The sequence below is a fragment of the Hymenobacter coalescens genome (genome assembly GCF_054783195.1).
In genome coordinates this window covers 1-19,755 of record NZ_BAAGRA010000004.1, presented here as the reverse complement: position 1 = coordinate 19,755, position 19,755 = coordinate 1, and the positions used below count along the sequence as shown (strand labels likewise).

20 protein-coding genes are annotated in these 19,755 nt (G+C 66.1%); 9 read left to right on the top strand and 11 right to left on the bottom strand.

Annotation, left to right across the window (positions count from 1 at the left end; translation table 11 throughout):
• Positions 1 to 33: 33 nt before the first annotated feature.
• Positions 34 to 1,722, bottom strand: coding sequence for a hypothetical protein (locus ACYVKQ_RS03210; RefSeq protein WP_460575552.1), 1,689 nt, complete (start codon positions 1,720 to 1,722; stop codon positions 34 to 36).
• 150 nt (positions 1,723 to 1,872) lie between these two features.
• Between ACYVKQ_RS03210 and ACYVKQ_RS03205 the strand changes: the two genes are divergently transcribed.
• From ACYVKQ_RS03205 to aspA, 7 genes are all read left to right on the top strand, one after another.
• Positions 1,873 to 2,289: a hypothetical protein gene (locus ACYVKQ_RS03205; protein WP_460575550.1), complete on the top strand. Its 417-nt coding sequence runs from the start codon at positions 1,873 to 1,875 to the stop codon at positions 2,287 to 2,289.
• A 123-nt stretch (positions 2,290 to 2,412) separates the two neighbouring features.
• Complete coding sequence (locus ACYVKQ_RS03200) at positions 2,413 to 3,018, top strand: pentapeptide repeat-containing protein (protein ID WP_460575548.1); 606 nt, start codon at positions 2,413 to 2,415, stop codon at positions 3,016 to 3,018.
• 91 nt (positions 3,019 to 3,109) lie between these two features.
• Entirely contained in the window at positions 3,110 to 4,075 is a 966-nt protein-coding gene (locus tag ACYVKQ_RS03195; protein WP_460575546.1) for an alpha/beta fold hydrolase, read from the top strand.
• Between the two features lie 176 nt (positions 4,076 to 4,251).
• Positions 4,252 to 5,913, top strand: a complete 1,662-nt coding sequence (locus ACYVKQ_RS03190; protein ID WP_460575544.1) for an MFS transporter — start codon at positions 4,252 to 4,254, stop codon at positions 5,911 to 5,913.
• Positions 5,914 to 6,022: 109 nt separating this feature from the next.
• Positions 6,023 to 6,445 (top strand): hypothetical protein, encoded by a 423-nt coding sequence (locus ACYVKQ_RS03185; protein ID WP_460575542.1) that lies wholly within the window; start codon positions 6,023 to 6,025, stop codon positions 6,443 to 6,445.
• A gap of 232 nt (positions 6,446 to 6,677) precedes the next feature.
• Entirely contained in the window at positions 6,678 to 6,944 is a 267-nt protein-coding gene (locus tag ACYVKQ_RS03180) for a hypothetical protein (protein ID WP_460575540.1), read from the top strand.
• Positions 6,945 to 7,113: 169 nt separating this feature from the next.
• Positions 7,114 to 8,520, top strand: coding sequence for an aspartate ammonia-lyase (aspA, locus tag ACYVKQ_RS03175; RefSeq protein WP_460575538.1), 1,407 nt, complete (start codon positions 7,114 to 7,116; stop codon positions 8,518 to 8,520).
• An 81-nt stretch (positions 8,521 to 8,601) separates the two neighbouring features.
• Here aspA and ACYVKQ_RS03170 read toward each other — a convergent pair whose 3' ends face one another.
• Entirely contained in the window at positions 8,602 to 9,561 is a 960-nt protein-coding gene (locus ACYVKQ_RS03170) for a pectinesterase family protein (protein WP_460575536.1), read from the bottom strand.
• Positions 9,562 to 10,260: 699 nt separating this feature from the next.
• The gene (locus ACYVKQ_RS03165) at positions 10,261 to 10,644 is read right to left on the bottom strand and encodes a hypothetical protein (protein WP_460575534.1); all 384 of its coding nucleotides are present in this window, start codon (positions 10,642 to 10,644) and stop codon (positions 10,261 to 10,263) included.
• 439 nt (positions 10,645 to 11,083) lie between these two features.
• Between ACYVKQ_RS03165 and ACYVKQ_RS03160 the strand changes: the two genes are divergently transcribed.
• On the top strand, positions 11,084 to 11,545 hold the full coding sequence (locus tag ACYVKQ_RS03160; RefSeq protein ID WP_460575532.1) for a hypothetical protein: 462 nt from the start codon (positions 11,084 to 11,086) through the stop codon (positions 11,543 to 11,545).
• A 102-nt stretch (positions 11,546 to 11,647) separates the two neighbouring features.
• Here the strand turns inward: ACYVKQ_RS03160 and ACYVKQ_RS03155 are convergent, their stop codons facing one another.
• The 6 genes from ACYVKQ_RS03155 to ACYVKQ_RS03130 all read right to left on the bottom strand — a co-directional run bounded on the left by ACYVKQ_RS03155 (position 11,648) and on the right by ACYVKQ_RS03130 (position 16,771).
• Positions 11,648 to 12,235: a hypothetical protein gene (locus ACYVKQ_RS03155; protein ID WP_460575530.1), complete on the bottom strand. Its 588-nt coding sequence runs from the start codon at positions 12,233 to 12,235 to the stop codon at positions 11,648 to 11,650.
• 130 nt (positions 12,236 to 12,365) lie between these two features.
• Positions 12,366 to 13,328, bottom strand: a complete 963-nt coding sequence (locus tag ACYVKQ_RS03150; RefSeq protein ID WP_460575528.1) for a DUF5694 domain-containing protein — start codon at positions 13,326 to 13,328, stop codon at positions 12,366 to 12,368.
• Between the two features lie 88 nt (positions 13,329 to 13,416).
• Positions 13,417 to 13,827, bottom strand: a complete 411-nt coding sequence (locus ACYVKQ_RS03145; protein ID WP_460575526.1) for a hypothetical protein — start codon at positions 13,825 to 13,827, stop codon at positions 13,417 to 13,419.
• A 382-nt stretch (positions 13,828 to 14,209) separates the two neighbouring features.
• On the bottom strand, positions 14,210 to 14,797 hold the full coding sequence (locus ACYVKQ_RS03140; RefSeq protein WP_460575524.1) for a DUF4269 domain-containing protein: 588 nt from the start codon (positions 14,795 to 14,797) through the stop codon (positions 14,210 to 14,212).
• A 46-nt stretch (positions 14,798 to 14,843) separates the two neighbouring features.
• Positions 14,844 to 15,773, bottom strand: coding sequence for a DUF389 domain-containing protein (locus ACYVKQ_RS03135; protein WP_460575523.1), 930 nt, complete (start codon positions 15,771 to 15,773; stop codon positions 14,844 to 14,846).
• Between the two features lie 104 nt (positions 15,774 to 15,877).
• Positions 15,878 to 16,771, bottom strand: a complete 894-nt coding sequence (locus tag ACYVKQ_RS03130; RefSeq protein WP_460575521.1) for a hypothetical protein — start codon at positions 16,769 to 16,771, stop codon at positions 15,878 to 15,880.
• A gap of 192 nt (positions 16,772 to 16,963) precedes the next feature.
• On the opposite strand from ACYVKQ_RS03130, the gene ACYVKQ_RS03125 reads away from it, so the two are divergent.
• Positions 16,964 to 17,248: a hypothetical protein gene (locus tag ACYVKQ_RS03125; protein ID WP_460575519.1), complete on the top strand. Its 285-nt coding sequence runs from the start codon at positions 16,964 to 16,966 to the stop codon at positions 17,246 to 17,248.
• Between the two features lie 163 nt (positions 17,249 to 17,411).
• Here the strand turns inward: ACYVKQ_RS03125 and ACYVKQ_RS03120 are convergent, their stop codons facing one another.
• Both ACYVKQ_RS03120 and ACYVKQ_RS03115 read right to left on the bottom strand, forming a co-directional pair.
• The gene (locus ACYVKQ_RS03120) at positions 17,412 to 18,104 is read right to left on the bottom strand and encodes a DUF6882 domain-containing protein (protein WP_460575518.1); all 693 of its coding nucleotides are present in this window, start codon (positions 18,102 to 18,104) and stop codon (positions 17,412 to 17,414) included.
• 169 nt (positions 18,105 to 18,273) lie between these two features.
• Positions 18,274 to 18,978 carry a hypothetical protein gene (locus ACYVKQ_RS03115; RefSeq protein ID WP_460575517.1) on the bottom strand — a complete coding sequence of 235 codons (705 nt, stop codon included), beginning with the start codon at positions 18,976 to 18,978 and terminating at the stop codon, positions 18,274 to 18,276.
• Positions 18,979 to 19,755: the final 777 nt, after the last annotated feature.

The window sequence follows — 19,755 nt, the reverse complement described above, 5'->3', positions numbered from 1 at the left end:
AAGCGCAAGTCGGCTCCTGCACGGGCCGTACGGCTAGAACTCCAGCTGGGCCAGGGCGGCGCGCAGCTCCGTGGCCGATTGCAGGGGCCGGAAAACCAGGTTGCTCTCGGTTTTGGCGCCGAGCGTGACGGGCTGCGTGGCGAGGTAATACCGGCCGTTTTCGCGCTTCATGGCTACCAGAGTAGCCGGCTGCGCGTCAGGCACGCCGGGAAACAGGTGGCGGCCCTCGGTGCTGGGCAGGCTGCCGAGCACGGTGCGGGTGTTGCGCAGCACCACGTAGGCCCGCACGGCGGCGTCGCCGGCCAAGGCGGTGAAGAGCACGGCGGGCTGGGCGGCGGGCAGCGGACGGTCGAAGTTGAGCCAGCCCAGGTTCGGGGTAGCAAACAGGGTTCCGTCGAGCGAATCGGTGGAAACGGAGCGGTCCGGCACGCCGGCCAGCTGCCGCCAGCGGCGGCTGGTGCCAATGTTCAGCAGGCCGTTGCCGCTGCTGCTCCCCACGTAGCCCTGGTTGCTGCACTGGATGATTATGCGGCCGTTGCGCCTGACGCTGATCAGGGCTTCGGTGCTGCCCACTACCGGAAACCGGGGAATGGCCGGGCGCGGGCCGCGCTGCTTGCGCGGCACGGTGCTGAGCACCCGCGAGGAACTGGCCCCGACGAGGCGCCGCCGAATGGGGCCCTGCAGGTAAGCCGGCCGAAACCGGGGCAGCTGTTCGGCTGCCCGCTGGATGACCGGCGCCAGCACCTGGGCCGAGTCGCCGGTGAGGCTGACGCGTACGGCGCGCGTGGCGCCGGTAACATCAAAATCGATGAACACCAGGGCGTACGCCAGCAGCTGCGGCCGTAGCCAGCCGCCGCCCACGGTGCGCAGGTCCTGCCGCTGCCGGGCGCTCTGCGGAGCATGTTTGAGCTGCTGGTACATCTCCCAGGAATAGGGAATGGTGCGGCGCAGGTGCTGCCGAAACGCCCCCGCGCCGCCGGGAAACACCACGCCGCGGCCGTTGAACTCGTTGCGGCTCAGGGGCCGGCGGGGCCGCTGCCAGTTAAGGCGGCGATGCGGCGCGGCCGTGGTGCCGCTGTACAGCTGCATGCCGGGCTGCGGCGGCCGCTCCGATGGGGGCATCTGCACCAGCAGCTCGGCCTCGGGGCGCAGCGCGCAAGCCCGCCCGGCGGCGGTGCGAGCCTCTAGGTGCAGCATGCCGCCGGTTTCGAGCAGGGCGCCGTCGGCTGTGGTGGTCAGGTTCTGCAGCAGGATATCGGGCAGCTGGTAAAACTCCCGTACCCGCAGCTCCACCGGCTCGGCGAGGGTGGTATCAGGCGAGCCGGCCAGCTGAAAGGCATAGGCCGGTACGGCCAGCATGGTGCCCTGCGCGCCGTACAGCACCGTGTCGCGGTCGGGCCGCACCCAGAAGCTCTGCGTGGGCGTGTCCGCTTCCGGGGCCGGCGGGCGTGAGGTGGCCGGGCTCGGGATAGCAGCTTGTCGGACCACGAAGGAGGTGGCCGCGCGCCGGCCCGGGCGCCGCCGGCGGGGGAGTGGGGCCGCGGGCAAGGGGCGCGGCCGGACTTGCAGGGCGCGGGGCGGGGCATCGGGCGCGGCTGCGGGCAGGGTGGCGGTGCGTGGAGCCGGCACTTCCGGGCGCGCCGCACGCCGGGTGTCGCGGGTGCAGGCCAGCAGGCCGCTGCAACCGGTAAGGAGCAGGAAAGCGAATAGTCGTAGTGGCATAGGTACGGGTAACGTGGCGCAGGCCACTCCAAGTACGCGAAGTGCGCGCGGCCACCCAAGTCCGCAGAACCGTATTGCGCCGGAAAAACACTTCGGGGCCGGCATCCGTACCACTTCCCGTGCTTCCCCAACCAAGCCGCTGCTTTGCGTATGGTGCTACCCGTACCCGTGACTGACTACCTGCTTCTGCAACACCGACCCGACCTGGGACTGGTAACAGCCCGGTGGAGCCGGCCCGTGGGCTCTAACGAACTGCGCGCCGGCTACCAGGAGATGCTGCGCTATGCCACCGCCTGCGACACGTGCCGCCGCTGGCTGATCGACGCCCGCCGCCGGGTGGAGGTCGATGCCCGCGACGTACACTGGCTCACGGAGGTATTCTACCCCATGCTGCGCCAGCACCTGCACGGCCACGTGTACCTGGCGTTCCTCATCGGGCCGCACCAAATCGACCACGTGCAGGACGAAACGCTGCCCCCGCTGCCCCACACCCACGGCGACAACTGCTCCGTCAACCAGTTTACCGACGAGGGCGAGGCCGTGCGCTGGCTGGTGGCCCAGCGCTGAAGCAAGCTGCCTACTGGAGCCGGGCAGCCGGGTTGACATGCTTGGCTGGCGCGGCGCGGGCGCCCCTGGTGCGCCACCGGAGCCGGCGGTACCTTTGCGTGCCCCACCAGCCCCGCCCCCGCCATGAAACCACGCCGTCCAGTCGCACCTGCTGCGCGCAAGCCCCAGTCGTTCAGCCCCGCGCAGGTAGCCGAGCGGTGGGATCCGGCCCGGCTGGCCGGGCAGTTGGAATTTGAGCAGTACCACTTCGTGGATTGCGACTGGTCGGAGGCAGACCTGAGCCGGAAGCGCTTCATCGACTGCCGGTTTGAGCGCTGCAACCTCTCGCTGGTGGCGCTGAGCGGGACGGGCCTGCAAAACGTGACCTTCGTGAGCTGCAAGCTGGCCGGGGTGCCCTTCACCGCCTGCCGCGACCTGCTGCTGGAGGTACGCTTCGAACACTGCCACCTGCACTACGCCTCCTTCGTGGGTAAGAAGCTGCGCGGCACCCGGTTCGAGCACTGCTCCCTGCACGAGGCCGACTTCACCGGCGCCGACCTCACGGAAGCCGCGTTTGCCGACTGCGTGCTCACCCGCGCGATTTTCCAGCAAACCCAGCTCACTGGTGCCGATCTGACCACCGCGTCCGGCTTCAGCATCGACCCGGAGCAGAACCAGCTGAAAGGCGCCCGCGTGGCGCTCGACGGCTTGCCTGGGCTGCTGAGCCGGCACGGGCTGATCATCGAGTAAGCCCACGGGCGGCATCCGGCGCGGGCGTGGTGCGGGGCAGCCCACTTGAACTATCTATATTCAGGCCTCCCCAACCCTACTTTATCTTACGATGACCGATTTACTTCCTCGCGCCACGCGCAGCTTTCGGCTGCTCGTATTGCTACTCGCCCTGCTGAGCACGGGGCCGCTGCTGGCCCAGCGCCGCGCGGCCGCCCCCGCCAACGGCACGCCCACCATCACCACCACCGACGGCGTGAAGCTGTACGTGAAGCTGGCCGGGCAGGGGCTGCCCTGCGTGTTTGTGCACGGCGGCCCCGGCGCCGGCAGCCACAGCTTTGAGGCGCTGGGCGGCCGGGCATTGGAAAGCCAGTTGCAGATGATTTACCTGGACCAGCGCGGCAGCGGCCGCTCGCCCAGCGACCCGAACGGTAACTACAAGCTCGAGCGCCTCGTGCAGGACCTGGAAGAGCTGCGCCAGCAGCTCGGGCTGGAGCGCTGGGTCGTCATGGCGCATTCCTTCGGGGGCACCATCGCCACCCAATACGCAGCCAAGCACCCCGAGCGCGTGCAGGCGCTGATTCTGGTCAACAGCATTCTGAACCTGCCGGCCACCATGGAGGCCACCACCGCCTACGGGTACAACCTGTTGCCCGAAGCCGCCCGCCCGCCCCTCGATCCGACCGCGCCGCTGCCCCAGCGCTGGGGCATGGTGATGGGCACGCTGACCCAGCAGAAGCTCATGGGCCAGCTCATGTACGTGACCGATACGGCCGCCGTCCGGGCCCGTCGGGTGGTATTCAGCCAACCCCCGAACCGCGCTTTCGCCGCCGCCGTGTACCAGCTGCCCGAATATTTGCAGGACTTTACGCCTGCTTCGGCCGGGCTGCGCATGCCGGTGCTCGTGCTCAGCGGCAAGGACGACTACGTGACCGGCCCGGAGCACTACAAGTCCTTCCGCTTCCCTCAGCAACAAGTGGTGCAGCTGCCCGGCAAGCATTACCCCTTTCAGGAAAACCCCGCTGAGTTTCAGCAGGCCGTCACGGCCTTCGTGCGCAAGCTGCCGCGCAAGGGCTGAGGCCAGCCTTCAGCAGTTTAGTTGATTCAAGCAGCCTGCCCGCCGTGTCCCGGCGGGCAGGCTGCTTTGGGGACAATGGGTACGCCTGCCGCCGACCCCGCAGCCGCTGAATCCCGTACGAAGCCCAGGCTCCGCGCCGCCGCTGGCTGCGGGCATGGGCTTCGTGTTTGTTTTTTATGGCCATTTCTGCTCCTGCCGCGTCCGCTCCGTCCGCCCCCGCTACGCTGTGGACGCCCCTGACGTATGCTATGTTCCGCGCCATCTGGCTGGCCTCGGTCGTGTCGAACGTGGGCACGTGGATGCAGAACGTGGCGGGGGTGTGGCTCGTCACCACGCTCACCACTTCGGCCCTGCTGGTGGCCCTGATGCAGGCCGCCACCAGCCTGCCCGCCTTTCTGCTGAGCATGCCCGCCGGCGCCCTCGGCGACCTGGTGGACCGGCGTAAGATGCTGCTGGTCACCCAGAGCTTCATGGGCGTGGTGGCGTTTTTGCTCGGCGGCCTCACGCTGCTGGGCGAGGTATCGGCCCTGAGCGTGCTGGGCTTCACCTTTCTGTTGGGCATCGGCTCGGCCCTGAACGCGCCCGTGTGGCAAACCATGCCCGCCGAGCTGGTGCCGCGGCCGGTGCTGCCCTTCGCCATTACGCTGAACGGGGTCAGCAACAACATCGCGCGGGCCATCGGGCCGGCGCTGGGCGGGGTTATCATCGCGTACTACTCGCCGGGCTACGTGTTTCTGCTCAATGGCGTCTCGTTCGTGGGCACTTGGCTGGTCGTGTACCGCTGGCAGCGCACCCCGTCGGCCAGCAGCGGCCCGGCCGAAAATTTCACCGGGGCCCTGCGCGCGGGCCTGCGCTACGTGCAGTATTCCCCCGCCATCTACGCCGTGCTGGTGCGGGCCTTTGCCTTCTCGTTCGGGGCCAGCGCCATGTGGGCGCTGCTGTCGGTGGTCACGGCGCGGCGGCTGCTGCTCAGCTCCGGCTCCTACGGCGTGCTGCTGTCCTGGCTGGGGGCGGGCGCCATCACCGGGGCCTTTCTGATGGGGCGCGTCGGCGGCCGGCTGTCGTTCAATGTGCGGGTGCTGCTGGGCACGCTGGCCTTCGTGGGTACCAACGTGAGCCTGGCCCTGATGCCCACCGAGTACGGGCTGTTTCCGGTGATGTTCCTCTCCGGCGTGGCCTGGCTGATGGTCATGACGAGCCTCAGCACCACCGTGCAGCTGCACGTGCCCAAGTGGGTGCAGGCGCGGGTGGTAAGCATGTACATGCTCGTGTTCCAGGCCGGCCTCTCCCTGGGCAGCATCGCGTGGGGCGGGCTGGCCGACCGGGTGGGGCTGGTGCCGGCCCTGCTGGGGGCCGCCGGCTGGATGCTGCTGAGCGTTGGGCTGGCCATGCCCTTTCCCCTGCGCCCGGCCGACAACCTGGACCTGGCCCCGGCCGAGCACTGGCCCGAGCCGGAGGTGCACGCCGCCGTCGACCCCGACGACGGCCCCGTGGTCGTAATGATCGAGTACGAAGTGCCGGCCGCCGAACAGCCGGCTTTCCGCGAGGCGGTGGCCCCGCTCACCCGCCTGCGCCTGCGCGACGGCGCCCTGCGGGCCGGCGTATTCACCGATCTGGCCCGGCCCGAGTGCATCACGGAGTTTTTTTACGTGGCCACCTGGGGCGAACATCAGCGCCAGCACCACCGCTTCACCCGCGAAGACGTGACCGTGGAAGCCCAGGTGCGGCAGTTTCACCGCGGCAGCGCCCCGCCGCGCGTCACGCACTTTCTGGCCTTCCCGCAGACCCCGAACGTGGAAGTGCCTACTCCGCCCGAAAACCTGCACGGCCAGCAGTAGCGGCCGCCTTCTTGTTGGCTCGCTGCCGCCCGGCGAGGCCGGTTGGGGCGGTCCTCCGTTCACTTCCGTGGAAGCGGAGCGGGCGGTTTGCGCTTTACCTTTGCACCCGATGCCACTCGATTCCGCTCCCATTGTGTACTTCGAAAATATGGCCGGGCGCCTGTTGGAGGACCCTGCTGGGTTCTTGCGCGTGGAGTGGCGCAGCGAACCGCGGCCGCCGGGTGCGGCCCGGGAGCTGTTTGATCAGATGGGGCTGGCCCTGCGGCAGCACGGCTGGAGCCGGATTCTGATCAACCAAGGGCAGATGCAGCCCTTCAGCCGCGAGGAGCAGCAGTGGGTGACGGAGCACTGGTTGCCGAACACCGTACGCGAGGCCGGTTACCGGTTTGGGGCCGTAGTCGTGTCTTCGTCGGTGCTCACGCGCCTAGCCACCGCCTACATCACCACGCACGTGCAGGGCCTGCCGCTGACCTACCGCTCCTTCGACTCCGACGCGGCGGCCGCGGCTTGGCTGGAGCAGCAGCCCGGGTAGCCTTGGGCCGGCGCGACCGGGGCGTGAAAAACAAGCCGCGCCGCGGCTGGAGCGGGCTGCCGGGTGCCGGTTTGGGGCACGGCGCCCGGCTGCGGGCCGAGCCCGAAGCGCAAGTGTGCTGATTCGCCAAACAGAACGCGTAACTTGCTGCCGCAAAGCCGTTGGTATAGGATAATTCCAGTTGACGGTTGCTGTGACGTGGTGTTCACGTGGTTTTGCTTTCACCTTTTTTATGTACAAACTTCTCCTCCTGTTGCTCTGCATCTGCATGTCAGTGCTCGATGCAGATGCTGTTCCGGCTGAGCTGGAAACCGGCGCGGCTGCGCCCGTCGAGGCTGCCACGGTCAGCCAAAAAGTACCCCGCCCGCGCTACAAGCGCTACGCCCGCCGCCGGCGCAACCGCAAGGCGCGCCGCAAGGCCCGCCGGGAGCGGAGAGGCAAAGCGCCGGTGCGCAAAGGCGTCATCACCGTTGATCCGCCCATCCGCAACAACAAGTAGCCTCGGCTGCTGCCGGTCCGTCGCCGGGGTTTGGAGCCGCTCGGCTGCCAGACCCCGGCGACAGTTGCTTTCGGCCCGTTACAACGGCCCCGCCGCCTGGGGCCGGGCCACTACTCAACCGTTCCCGTACACCATTCCTGGTATTCTCCCCTCATCCCAACCGCTTGCCATGAACGCATCCCGGATTGAACACGACTTCCTGGGCGAACGAGCCATTCCGGCCGACGCCTACTACGGTATCCAGACTCTGCGGGCTCTCGAAAATTTTCACATCACCGGCATTCCGCTGCGCGCCGAGCCGCTGTTCGTGCAGGCCTTGGCCTACGTGAAGAAAGGCGCCGCGCTGGCCAACCGCGACCTGGGCGTGCTCGATGCCAAGCTGACCGATTACATCGCCCAGGCCTGCGACCGGGTGGCCACCGGGGCGCTGGACAACCAGTTTCTGACCGACATGATTCAGGGTGGGGCCGGCACTTCCGTCAACATGAACGCCAACGAGGTCATTGCCAACGTGGCGCTGGAGCTGATGGGCAAGCAGCGGGGCGAGTACGAGTTCTGCCACCCCAACAACCACGTCAACTGCTCGCAGTCGACCAACGACGCTTATCCCACGGCTTTTCGCATCGCGCTGAACAACAAGCTGGTGGGCTACCGCGACGCCCTGGCGCAGCTGGCCGACGCCTTCGCCGCCAAGGGCGAAGAGTTTCGCAACGTGCTCAAGATGGGCCGCACCCAGCTGCAGGACGCGGTGCCCATGAGCATGGGCGACGAGTTCAAGGCCTTTGCCACCAACCTGCGCGAGGAGCTGCTGCGCATCGAGGACTCGCGCCGTCTCATCTGCGAAATCAACATGGGCGCTACCGCCATCGGCACGCGGGTGAATGCGCCGGAGGGCTACGCCGAGTTGGTGACCCAGCACCTGCGCACCATCACCGGGCTGGAGCTGGTGCTGGCCGGCGACCTGATCGAGGCCACCTACGATACCGGGGCCTACGTGCAGCTGTCGGGCGTGCTGAAGCGCACGGCCGTGAAGCTCTCCAAGATCTGCAACGACCTGCGCCTGCTCTCCTCGGGCCCGCGCGCCGGCCTGAATGAAATCAACCTGCCGCCCCTGCAGCCGGGCTCCAGCATCATGCCCGGCAAGGTGAACCCCGTGGTGCCGGAAGTGGTCAACCAGACGGCCTTCTATGTCATCGGCGCCGACCTCACCGTGACCATGGCCGCCGAGGCCGGACAGCTGCAGCTCAACGTGATGGAGCCCGTTATCAGCTTCGCCCTGTTTACCTCCATTTCCTACATGACCAACGCCTGCCACACCCTGCGCGAAAAGTGCGTGGTGGGCATCACCGCCAACGCCAAGCACGCCGAGGAGCTGGTGCGCAACAGCGTGGGCATCGTCACGCAGCTGAACCCGGTGCTGGGCTACGAAACCGCCGCCGAAATTGCGAAGGAAGCGCTGCGCACCGGCAAGTCGGTGTACCAGATTTCCGTGGTGGAGCGGCAGCTGCTGAGCCAGGCTAAGTGGGATGAAATCTTCACCTTCGAAAACCTGATCCGCCCGCACTTCATTCAGTAAAGCCCGGGCCGAAAATGCCAACGCCCCGCCGCGCCAGTCAGGCGCAGCGGGGCGTTTTGGTTAAGTGGTGGGCGGGCCGGGCTATTCCACCAGCGTGGGGTCCCAGCCGTGCATGGCCGCCGCCGGCGTGTACAGGGCCGCCTGCTGCGGGTTGAGCTGCTTCGACCAGAGGGCGCGCTGCTTGGGGGCCGCCCCGGGGCCTTTGGATTTGAACTCGGCGAAAAACGCGTCCTGCTTGTTTTCTTCCTTGCCCCAATGGTCCCAGCCTTTGGCCTTGATGACGGCGCTCATCTCGCAGTTCAGGAACACGGCCTTGCCAAAGGGCTTCCAGGGCCGGGCCAGAAAGTAGGAAGCCTCTGGCGCGTCGCCCACGATTTTGCAGCGCTGAAAAACGTAGCCGAACGTGACCGTATCGGGCGTGGACGGGGCCATGATGCAGGTGCCCTTGGGCTTGCAGAACAGGGTGCAGTCCTCAAACCACGCCGTGCCGGCCCCCAGGATGTAGTCGGTCGTGCCTTCGATGTAGCAGTTCTTGTAGTACTGCCGGCTGCCGTAGCCATATACGTAGAGCGTGTCGCGGTAGCCCAGGAAGCGGCAGTTGCGGAACTGCGCCTTGTCGCCGTAGACCCACATGGCCGGGGCTTGCCCGGCCAGGCCGGCCGTGTTTTGAAACGTCAGGTTCTCAGCCGAAAAATCGTCGGCAAACACCCGGAACGAGGAGGCCTCGGAGGTGCCCAGCGGTTCGGTAGCGCCTTCTACCACCCGGCCGTTGTAGTCGTCGTACTGCAGGATGGTTTCCTCCAGCGACTCGCCCACCAGCTTCACAAAGTTTTGCTTTTTGCCGAGGTTAAGCTTCTCCTTGTAGGTGCCCTTTTTGATGAAGATGGTGATGGGCGACGTATTGCCTTTGGGTACGGCATCGAGGGCAGACTGCACGGTTAGGTGGGTGCCACTGCCGTCGGCGGCTACGGTCAACTGCTGTGCCTGCAGCAAGCCCGCCACGAAGCACAATAAGAAAGTTAGGAGTAGAACTTTTTTCATATTTAGCAGGATGGGTGGAATGACGGTGCAGTGGTATTTTATAAGATTAGTTCGCTGAGGTGCGGTCGGTTTCAATAAGTCAATAAACCGCACAAGAAAATTGATAAAGCTTCAATTGAAATAAATGGCGCAACTATTAGGGGTGTATGTTTCTTTGGCGGTGTTGAGTGGCTAAAGGCCTTGCCGTAGAATCCGAGCGGTTTCAATTGAGTTAAAATAAGTCGGGCCAATATAGAGGAATTTGGACAAAATACAGCGAGTTGCCTTTTGGGTATAGTCTTTTCTCTTCAGGAATGAACCCGCCAGCGAAAGCCCGCACCGAGCAGAAACCAGGCTTCTGGTAACAACAGTAGCGACTTGGCCCCGGCGCTTTCATGAGCGCACGTCGGGCATCGTTAGGCATGGGCTGCGGCGTGCGCCGCCGTGGTGGCGCACGCGGACATGCGGCGCAACGGGCCTGCCCGCTCGCGGCCCGGCTTGACGGTGGCTGCTGAGGGGCGGCCGTAGCAGCGCCGCGGTGGGCGGGGCTGGGTAGGGCCGGGTGCCGCCTTCGCGAGGTGGAACCGGGGGCTCAGGCTACCGAACGCTCATCTGACGCTTGGAAAAATGCCGCCGAGAGCGAACAGCCCCGGCCCGGCTGCCAGATGGCAGCCGGGCCGGGGCTGTTCGCTCTCGGCGGCGCATGCTCTGCGCGTGGGGTTATTGGGGTTGCGGAACCTCGTTCAGGGAGGTGGTGCGCTGCATCGTCGTTTGCAGGTTCAGGGTGTAGCGGTGCGTGGTGCTGCCGGTCGTCACAACGATGGCGTACTGACCATCTTCCAGGTTCTTGATGTTGAACTTGCGCCCAAACGAAGCGGCCGAGCTGTTGCCTTGGTAGAGCACCCCACCGTTGTCTAGGCGCAGCAGCTGCAGTTGGGTGGGCTTTTGCGAGGGGTTGCTCACGCGCACCACATACGTGAAATCGGAGACTTGCTCGACGCACACGGGCTGACCGTCGCCGGTAGCGGCATGGGCGGGGTTGCTGAAGCCGAGACCAGCGCAAGCGGCCAGCAGCAGGAGGCGGGGGATGAAGGAGGTTTTCATAGGTAGGGTAGGGAAGGGTGAGAAAGGCAGGTGCGGCAGTTGCCGGGCTTGGCCGGCTGGGTTGATCAACCGCTCGATCAGTAGGTGCAAAGTTAGGCCGAACCGTTGCCTGGTGTTCTCACATAATCGTGTGAAGCAGCTGATAACAAGCACCAAAGAATTTTGACCACCGCTCCGGCATGGGCAAGGCGGCGCCAAAGGCCGCCCGTCAGCAGACAAGTGTTCCGTAGCGGACAAGGCGTCCAATTCCGGACGCATTCGCGCCGTGGACATACCAATGGGATTGAGTGTATACATATGATAATCAACTGTTTGCGCTTATGGCATGGGCTTTGGCTACATAGTGGGGCAGCCAGTTAGCAATTGCCCGGAAGCGTACACTGCTCCGCGCTAGGGCTGCTTCACCCGATTTTCTTCCAACCCTTTTCTGCCTACTGCTATGAAACATTCTGTGTCCCTCCGCTTCCGTCAGGCTGCCCACCAATACCGCTCGGTGGTGCAAGTCAGCTGCGTCGCCCTGCTGACCTTGGGCGTGCACGCAGCTGCTTCGGCTGCACCCGGAGTACCCGCACCGCAGCCGCCCGTGTCGGTGCAGGCCATTGACCACGAAAGCGTGCGCGTGCGCATCGCCAATCCGGCGCAACAGACCAGCCGGGTACAGGTGGTGCGGCTCAGCAGCGGGCAGGTCCTGTTCGACGAAGCACACGCGGATGTGGCCTACGGCCACCGCTTCAACTTCCGCCACCTGCCCGCGGGCCGTTACTCCCTGCTCATGACGGTGGGCCCGCAGCAGTACCGCTACACCATGGAAGTGCAGAGCGGCGGCAGCACCCCGGCCGTGGCTATCCGCAGCATAAAAGTGCGGCTGCCCAAAGCCACGGCGGCCACGGCGGCGCTGTAGCTGCTGCCTCTACGGCAAAGCCCCGGCCGGCGCAACACGTGTTGCGCCGGCCGGGGCTTTGCTATTCCGGCGTCGGCCGGCCCGCACTGCAGGGAGCGGCCCCTAGGGCAGAGGCATGTGCTCGAACTGGCCTTCCAGCCGAATTTGCCGGTCGGCAGGGCCGGGAAAGGCGGCGCTTCTGGGGTTCGGAACGAAGGAGTACGACACGTAGTAGCTGCCGCTGAGCAGGCGCTTGCGGGCGTCGTACTTGGTTATAGTCACCGCGCCGCTCGTGGGAAAGGCGGCGCCCGGCTGGTTGCTAAACACCCGCGACTCCACGGAGGCGCCCGTGTTGAACAGGTAAGTGTACGTGGCGGCAGCGCCGGCCGTCGCAAACTGCGGCTCGGCCAACGCGTACTGCCCGACGAAGTCGCCCGCCAGGTGCTCCCGGGCGATGCTAAACCGGATGTTTTCCTCCTGCGACGCGCTCAGCGTCAGCTCCAGCGCCGCTGCTGAAAGCTGCGCGCCGCCGCTGAGCCGGCTGGCGGGCTGCTGCTGGCGTACCCGCTCGGCAGGCGTCACGCCCAGGAGCGTCTCAAAGGTGTACGTGTGGGCATAGCGGGGCGTCGGGGCCGGGTCGTTTTGCTGACAGGCGCTAAAGAGCAGGGCTACGGCGGCGGAAAGGGGCCGTGTACGCAGGGAAAGTGGCATACGGTCAAGCATGAGTAAGGAGTTGTTTGTCCTTAGGGGCGTGCTGGTGACCATGCGGTTGTATCGCCGCCGCTCACATGATCATGTGAGCAGTGGCCAAGGACGGGGTAAGCGTCAGTAAATCAAGTGGTCATTTCGCGGGCCTCGGAGGCTGGGGCGCCGCGTTGGCTTGCGGGCTTCGCACGGTTCGCCTGGTAGCGGCCGCGGGGGCAAGCGGCAAATATGTTGCAGCTGCCACCACCTGAAATTCGGGGTCGGTGGCGAAGATGCTCTGCAGAGAGGTGGTATGCCGGGCGCCAAAAATGGCGAGGACGCGGGTGTTGCGGGTGGCTAGCTGCGTGGTGACGACGTTGGAGTAGATCTTCAGGTCGCGGTTGTAGAGGACGGAGATAAACTCCGCGCCGACGTGCTGCTGGCTGACAAAGGCCGCGTCTACCATGGGGTCGGGCTTAAGCGTGCCCTGCGTGACGCGCGCTGGCGTTCGATACACCAGCGTATGCAGCTGGCGCTGCAGCGCAGGGCTGTTGAGGAACGTCACGTACTGGGCCAGCGTCATGGCGCCACTGCGGAACTGCTCCCCAATGGCTGCGCTGGCCGCCCGCAGCCGGGCTGTGGCCTGCTGGTAAAGCTCAATATTCTTGCCCTCGTGCAGAATGCTTTGCGAAGTGCCGCCCGGCGCGTTGACGCAGTAAATGCGACTCAACCCCAACCGCTTGCCCAGCACAAACCCCAGTTGGAACACTTCGGAGCGGCCGTCGGGCAGGCTGGCCAGGCTGAGCCGGTCTTGCCGGTAAAGCGCGTAGAGGCTGTCGATGCGCCCTTGCTGGTCGGGCAGCTCCTCTACCATGATGGCATCGGGCCGAAACCGCAGCAGTTGCTCGTGCAGAGCCGCCAGCTCGGTTTGTCGGCGGGGGGTAAGGACGTCGGTCAGCGGGTTGTCTTTCCGGTAAAGCTGCGCGAAATGGTCACAGCCCAGCACCCAGATCAAGGCCGGGGCCGACGCGGCGGGCGGGGCACTGGCAGCGGGCTGCGTGGCGGAGCAGCCGCACAGGCCTGCCAGGGACAGCAGGCCGAAAATTAACAAACGAGTCATAGCGCAACGAAAAACAAACAGCGCGGTGAATGTACGCGCTGTTTGTTTTCCGCCGGGCCGGCACCCGGGTGCCGGCCCGGTGCCCGGGTCACGGCGTGGTCATGGCGGTCAGCCCCACGGTGCCCACCCGGGCGGAGCGCTTCATCACCGTGTTCAGGTCGAGGGCATACCGCCGCACGTCGCTGCCGATCTTGACCACAAAGGTGTATTGTCCGTCGGGCAGGTTGGCCACGTTGAATTTCTGCCCGAATGACGCGTTGCGGGTAATGGAGCCCCAGTACATGATGGCCCCGTCGTTGGCGCGCACTATGCGCAGCTGCCCGGGCAGCTGCTTGGGGTTGCTCACGCGTATCAGATACACGAAGTCGTCCATCTGATCAATGCAAATGGGTTGCGGCTTGTGGGCCGACTGCGCTTGCGCGGTTGAGGCAAGGCCAGCGCCGACGCAGGCGACCAGCAGTAGGGAGCGGGAGGCAGTGGATAGCAGGTGTGTTTTCATGGCGGTAAGCAGAAGCGGGTTAGGGTGAAAAAAGCTGCCCTTCGGAAGTCGGGTAGCATTTGCTGTTGCCCTAAAGGCGTGACTTTCAGGGCGGCGCTGCCTGCCGCACGTTGCATCTTTGGAAGAAGGTGGTGTTCTGCAAAAATTGCTGCCGCACCGCTCCCGTCAGCCGCCGCGTGCGGGGTGGGAGCCCAGTGGGCCGCCTGCGGAAAAAGCCAGTAACGCCCCACGTGCGCCAACCGGAGCACTGTCCGGTGGCTTAGGGTTCAGCGGGGCGTACCCCGCCGACGCGGCTACCCGCTCAGGGCCAACGCGACGGGTCGCGGCAGGCCAGCAAAGCCCACGTTGGCATGCCGGCTCCGCCCGCGCGGCCCCGGCGCGGCTATTCGTCCGCCAGCGGTAAGCCCGCCAGGTAGGCGCGCAACTCGGTGTGCGGGCGGCCTTCCAGGGTGAGCAGTGCCGCGTACGGGTCGTCGCCGGGCAGGCGCAGGAGCCGGGCGAAGGCTGGCTCGGTCTTCAGGCCCTGCTGCCGCAGGCGCAGCACCGCCCGGTGCCACCGCTCGCCCCCGGCCTGCAGCACCGCGTGCTCGATGCGCAAATGGCGCACGGCCTGCTGCTCCTGTGCCGGGCAAGGCTGGCCGAATACTTCCCACGCGAAGCCCTCGGCGCGAAAACCGCTCACTACCGTGGGCCGGTTCTGCCAGCAGGTTTCGCGGAGGGAAAAATCCGGAAAGTGGCCATACCGGCGGCGCAGCAGCTGCCCAAAGGCCGGCAATGCGGTCTGCGGCACTTCGCAGATCAGGTCCAGGTCGCTGTCGGGCAGGTCCAGGGCCAGCGGAATGGTGCCCGCCAGCACCGGCCCGTAGGCGCGCAGCGTCGTCAGAATGCCCAGGCGCGTGATGGCCGCATGGGCCTCGCGCTGCCGAATCGTGCCGGTTTGCAGGTAGCTCAGGTCGTTCCAGTCACGCATGAGACCATGATATGCCGCGCCCAGGCTCCGCCCGCCGCGCGGCCGCTTATACCAGCGGCTTGCGCTGGTGCAGAAACCGCTGCTTCAGCCACAAAAATGGCGCGCCGAGCGCCAAGATAAAGCCCCAGTCGGCCCCGAAGCGCTGCAGGCCCTCCAGCGCCAGATCGGGACGGCCGACCACCAGGCCCGCCCCGATAAGGGCCGCGGCCGGAATAAACGCCATGGCGATAAGCGGGCCGGCCTGAAAGCTGCGCCGGAAGGCCGCCAGCATCACCACGCCGCCCAGCGCGCCGGCCGCCGCCACGATCAGCTCCATCAGCTTGGGGTGGGCCAGGTGCTGCACTTCCTTGTTGCCGGCCAGCAGCAGGGCATCGGCCTCGCCGGCGGCGACAAGGGCCCCCATCGTGGCCGCCGCGGCGATGACGAGGGCGGCGTAACCGGCCAGGGCGGAATTCAGGCCGCGGCCCACCAGCGGCCAGCGGCGCAGCACCAGGCCCAGCGCCACGGTGGTCATGGGGTCGAAGCCCGGCGCGATGATGGCCGACGCGACGAAGGCCACCGCCTGCGGCACCGGCTCCGACACCAGCCCCACGGCGGCAATCACGCCGCCCAGCGCCATCAGCAGCAGGTAATTGACGGTGATGCGGCCCTGGTGACGCAGCCCGCTTTCCATTTCCTCCCAAATAGCCTCGTCCCGGTCGCCGCGGATGATGTGGTGGTCCGCGGGCGAAATAAAGCTGGTGGCTTCGCTGGTCACCACGCTCAGCGCCTGCTGGTCCGGCACGGCGGCCCGCACGCGGCGCAGCACCTCGTCGGCGCCGCGGTTGAGCACGTGCACGATGAGCACGTCGCCGCGGGGCTTGAGCGAGGCCCCGCGCTGCAGGGTGAGGCCGATAACTTCGTCCAGGGCCGTCAGCTCGGTGTGGAGGGCATCGGTAACAGCGGGCGGAACGGTGATTTCCAGGGTACGGTGCATAGGGCGGCTAGTAGAAGCGTGCCGCCGGCGTAGGCTTGGCCGGCGGCACACACGTACGACACGCCTACGTAGCGCTTGCCCGTGGGAGTTGCGCGGGCAACTGCTTACGGCAGGCCTTGGTTGGAGCGGAGCCGGTTGAACTTCAGGTACCCGTAGCGGCCGTCCACGTAGACGAAGTAGTAAGAGTGGTCTTCGTCCAGCAGCTTGCTGATGACTTGTACCGGTGCGCCTTCCGCCACCTGCTGCAGGTGACGCGCGGAATTCCAAGGCCGGGCATAGAGCACGCACGGCTGCGCCACCTGATCTTCCAAGACCACGTCCTGCGTACGTGGGGCGTAGCTTTCCTCGTTGTCAGCCATAGTACTGAACAGCGCGTTCGTCACCACAGCCTGCTCGGTGTACGTGGGCGCGTCGTCGCCCAGGGCCGTGTTTTCCTCCGCAGGCTCGGTCGCCGTGTCATCCCCGGCGGTGTCGCTTTCCTCCGCCGCGCCGGCCGCCGACGGGGGAACATAGCTGCTTTTGCGGCCGAGCATGAACGTGTAGACCGGGGCGTGCGTCAGGTCATCGGTGCCGATGCTCACGGTCACATAGTAGTGGGTGCCCATGTACGTGGTGATGATGTAGCCGCTGTGCGCCTCCGAGGCCACTTTGGCCATTTGGTTGGCTACGATGCGGGCTTTGAGCAGCGCGTAGTGCTCCTTGCTGCTGGTCTGGTACGCTATTTTGTTGGCATAGCCGTCGGCGGTCATCAGGCGAAAAAACGCCCGGGCCCGCTCACTGTACGCCCCTTGCCCGTAGCTCCAAATAGCCGTGCTGTAATGACCTTCGGTTTCCGGCTCGGCGTCGTTGAAGCGCCACCCCTTGGCTGTAAGGGTGCTGTTCGCGGTTTCGATATCCTGGCCGCGCAGGTGTATCAAGGATTCCAGGCTTAGGTACTGGGCTTGGGCTTCCAGCGAAAACGCCAGCAACAAACCCGTTAATAGAAGCAGTAACCGCATCGGATAGAAAGGCATGATGAATGAAAGCGGCAAAATTAGCCGCCTGCCCGGCCCTTCCAAGCAATTCGCGCCGCTGCCAGCCCTGCCCGCCGGCTGGATATAAGCCCCTGCCACAGCCGGCTCCGGCCGTTGGCTTAATCTTTGTCCTGGGCTGGCCTCACCGTTTTTTGTTTGCTTCTTACCTCCACCGGTATGCGTCCATCTTTTCTCCTGACTGCCCTGCTGCTCGGGGCTGCGCTGGCCTTTGGCGCCAGCCCCGCCCGTGCGCAGGTAACCATCAACATCGGCCGGCCGGCGCCCCCGCCGCAGGTAATCGTGGTGCGCGAGGCGCATCCGGCCAAGCACAAGCACAAGAAAAAGCACTACTACCGCCACCATTACCAGGCGCGGCCCGTGCTGCTGGTGCCGGCCCAGCCCGTGTACTACGCGCCCCACGGCAAGCACCACGGGCGCGGCCGGGGCCACGGCCGCCACTAAGCAGTGAGGCTCAGAACGGCCCGGCCGGCTTTTGCGCAGGGCAGAAGCCGGCCGGGCCGTTTGGGGGAAGGTGCAAGCAGAAGGTGCCGGCTGTGGCTGGTGACGCGGCACAGTTACCGGGGCGCCCCTGGCTAGCTGCTGAAGCCGTGCCGCGCCAGCCGGGCTAGTTGCTGCTGCTGCCCGTCAGGTTGGTCAGGCGGCCCAGGTCGTCGAAGGTGGCGGTGAGGCTCGCCGCGCCGGCGGTGGCCGTTACCGTGTCCGCGTTTTCCGTCACGGTGTAGCCTTTCAGCGTGGCGTAGCTGATAAACGCGGGCCGGTGGCGCAGCTCAAAAAACGATATGGCCTGCGGAAAGGCGTGCAGCAGGCGGGCCACGTCGTTTTTGCGGAGCCGGTCCACCTGCTCGCTCTGCACGGTGACGAGCATCACGCCCTGCCCGTAGTCGGCCAGGTAGTAGCCGCTGGCGTCGAACATGCCCGAGGCAATGGAGCCGATCAGGTGCAGGTCACCTTCCTCCGCGTCCACGGCGTCGTGCTTGAGCAGGTCGATTTCCTGCTGCTCCCCGTAGGCTTTGAGCTGCCGGGCCTGCGTCAGCAGCCGCTCCGGAATGCCCGATTGGGTATTGGCCCAGGCCCACAGCCAGCTCTCCGAGGCGTGCGAAAACGTGCCCAGAATCTGCACCGGAAACACCCGCTCCGGCCCGAACGAAATCGTGCCCGCGGCCATGTCGAAGCTCCAGTCGTGTTCCCCGATGACCTCGAACAGGTCGTTTTGCTTGTCGTAGGCAATGGCGCAGTAGCGCTCCAGGAGTTCGTGCACCGATTTGCACGGCGTGGCTTCGAGTTCGGCTGGGGTCATAGTAGAAGGAGGAAAAGGAGGCCCGGCGGCTTTGGCAGTGCTTACTACCGGGGGGCGGGCAAAGTTACTGGCGGCGCTGCAAGTGGCCGGCCGGAGGGCTGCAACCACACCGGCCCGGCCGCCGCTACGGGCAACCGGGCCGGGACTTCCTGGCTTACGGCTGCGCCGCTTACCCGCCAAACGTTTCCTTCTGAAACCCGAAGCCGCGCAGCTCGGCCTCGTAAGTGTCGGGGTAGTTGGCCTTGACGTGGTGGATGAGGGCCCGCAGGGCCTTGCGCACCTGCGCCTCGCTCTGGTCCTTCTGGCTCACCTTGCCGCTGCGCGCCCCGCTCACCTGCACCGCATCCTGCACCAGCGACTGGTACTCCTCCAGCAGGGGCTGCCAGTAGGCCGTGCCGTATTTCTTCAGGCCGAAGCCGTGCGCGGCCAGGGCGGTCAGCAGCTTGCCCACGGCCTGCACGCGCTCGGGGCGGGCGCGGGGCAGCTGGTAGGTTTTGCTGACGCGCTCGATGCCAAACTCGCCGTAGTAGGCCCGCGGCGCGTCATATTCTTCGGCCAGGTAGCCCTTCACGTAAGCCACGCCCTGGTCGAGCAGCTTGTCGAGGGCCTGCAGGCGGCGCACCTGCGGGGCGCGGGCGTCGCCGGCGGCATCGGCCGCGGCGTGGCCCCCGGCCAGGGCCGCCACCTGCGCGGCAAACTCGGCCTTGGTCAGCCAGAGCAGGTCGGGCAGGGCGTGGGCCGCCCACTGCCGGGCCACGGCGTCGGCCAGGGCCAGCAGCGCGACGGTGTTGGAGGGGAGCTGGGCGGCGCGGCGCACCACCTTGGCGGGAGCCGGGGCTGCAGCGCCCGAATCCGGAGTAAGTGAGGTAGACATGGATAAGAGAATGGGAATGGTACTACTGCTGGAATATAGCCCGTTACCCGCCGCGGCGCTGCGCCCCGGCGCAAAAAAACATTCGTCGCCGCCCGCCGGGGATTCCCCCGCCGCTTCCGCGCATCGTAGCCGCCCTCCGGGACTTCCCCGGGGGCCAAACCATTCGTAGGAATGCCCCGGGAATTCCCCAGCGCCCGAAAACAATCGTAGGAATGCGCCGGGGCTTCCCCAGGGCATTCCTACGATGGAAGGAAAGCTCCGGGGCGGCTCCGAGTGCGTGTAACGCGGCGCAACGCGGTAAGCAGTCAGGCTACGCTCTTCGTTGACTGGCGCGAGTTTAGCGCAGCGTAACTCGTGCCGGAACATGACGCGAGTTTCCAACTCGCCCGCCCGCCCGACGACGCCCGAACGGCGCGGCTCCGGCTTGCCGCTGGCGCGGCAGGGGAGGTACAACCTCCCCCGCATAGCTGGTTACGAGTTACGCTACGCTAAACTCGCGCCAGATGGGGGCCAGGCACAGACCGTCAAACAGGATCAGGAAGTTGATGAGTAGCCGGTAGAGGAATTTCTGCATAACGAGCGGAAAGATAGGAGGCCGCAGAAGCCAATCAATCACCCTGAACCCCGCCGCCCGGATAGCCAGTATCCGGGCGGCGGTAGTGTCTTGGAGCCTCTTGGGGGCGTTCAGCCCCTTTGTTGCAGTTTGTCAAAAACGGCATTGCTACAGCAGCATAGATAAGGTGCCGTTCTTCTTGGCGCGCAGCAGCAAGACGGCCT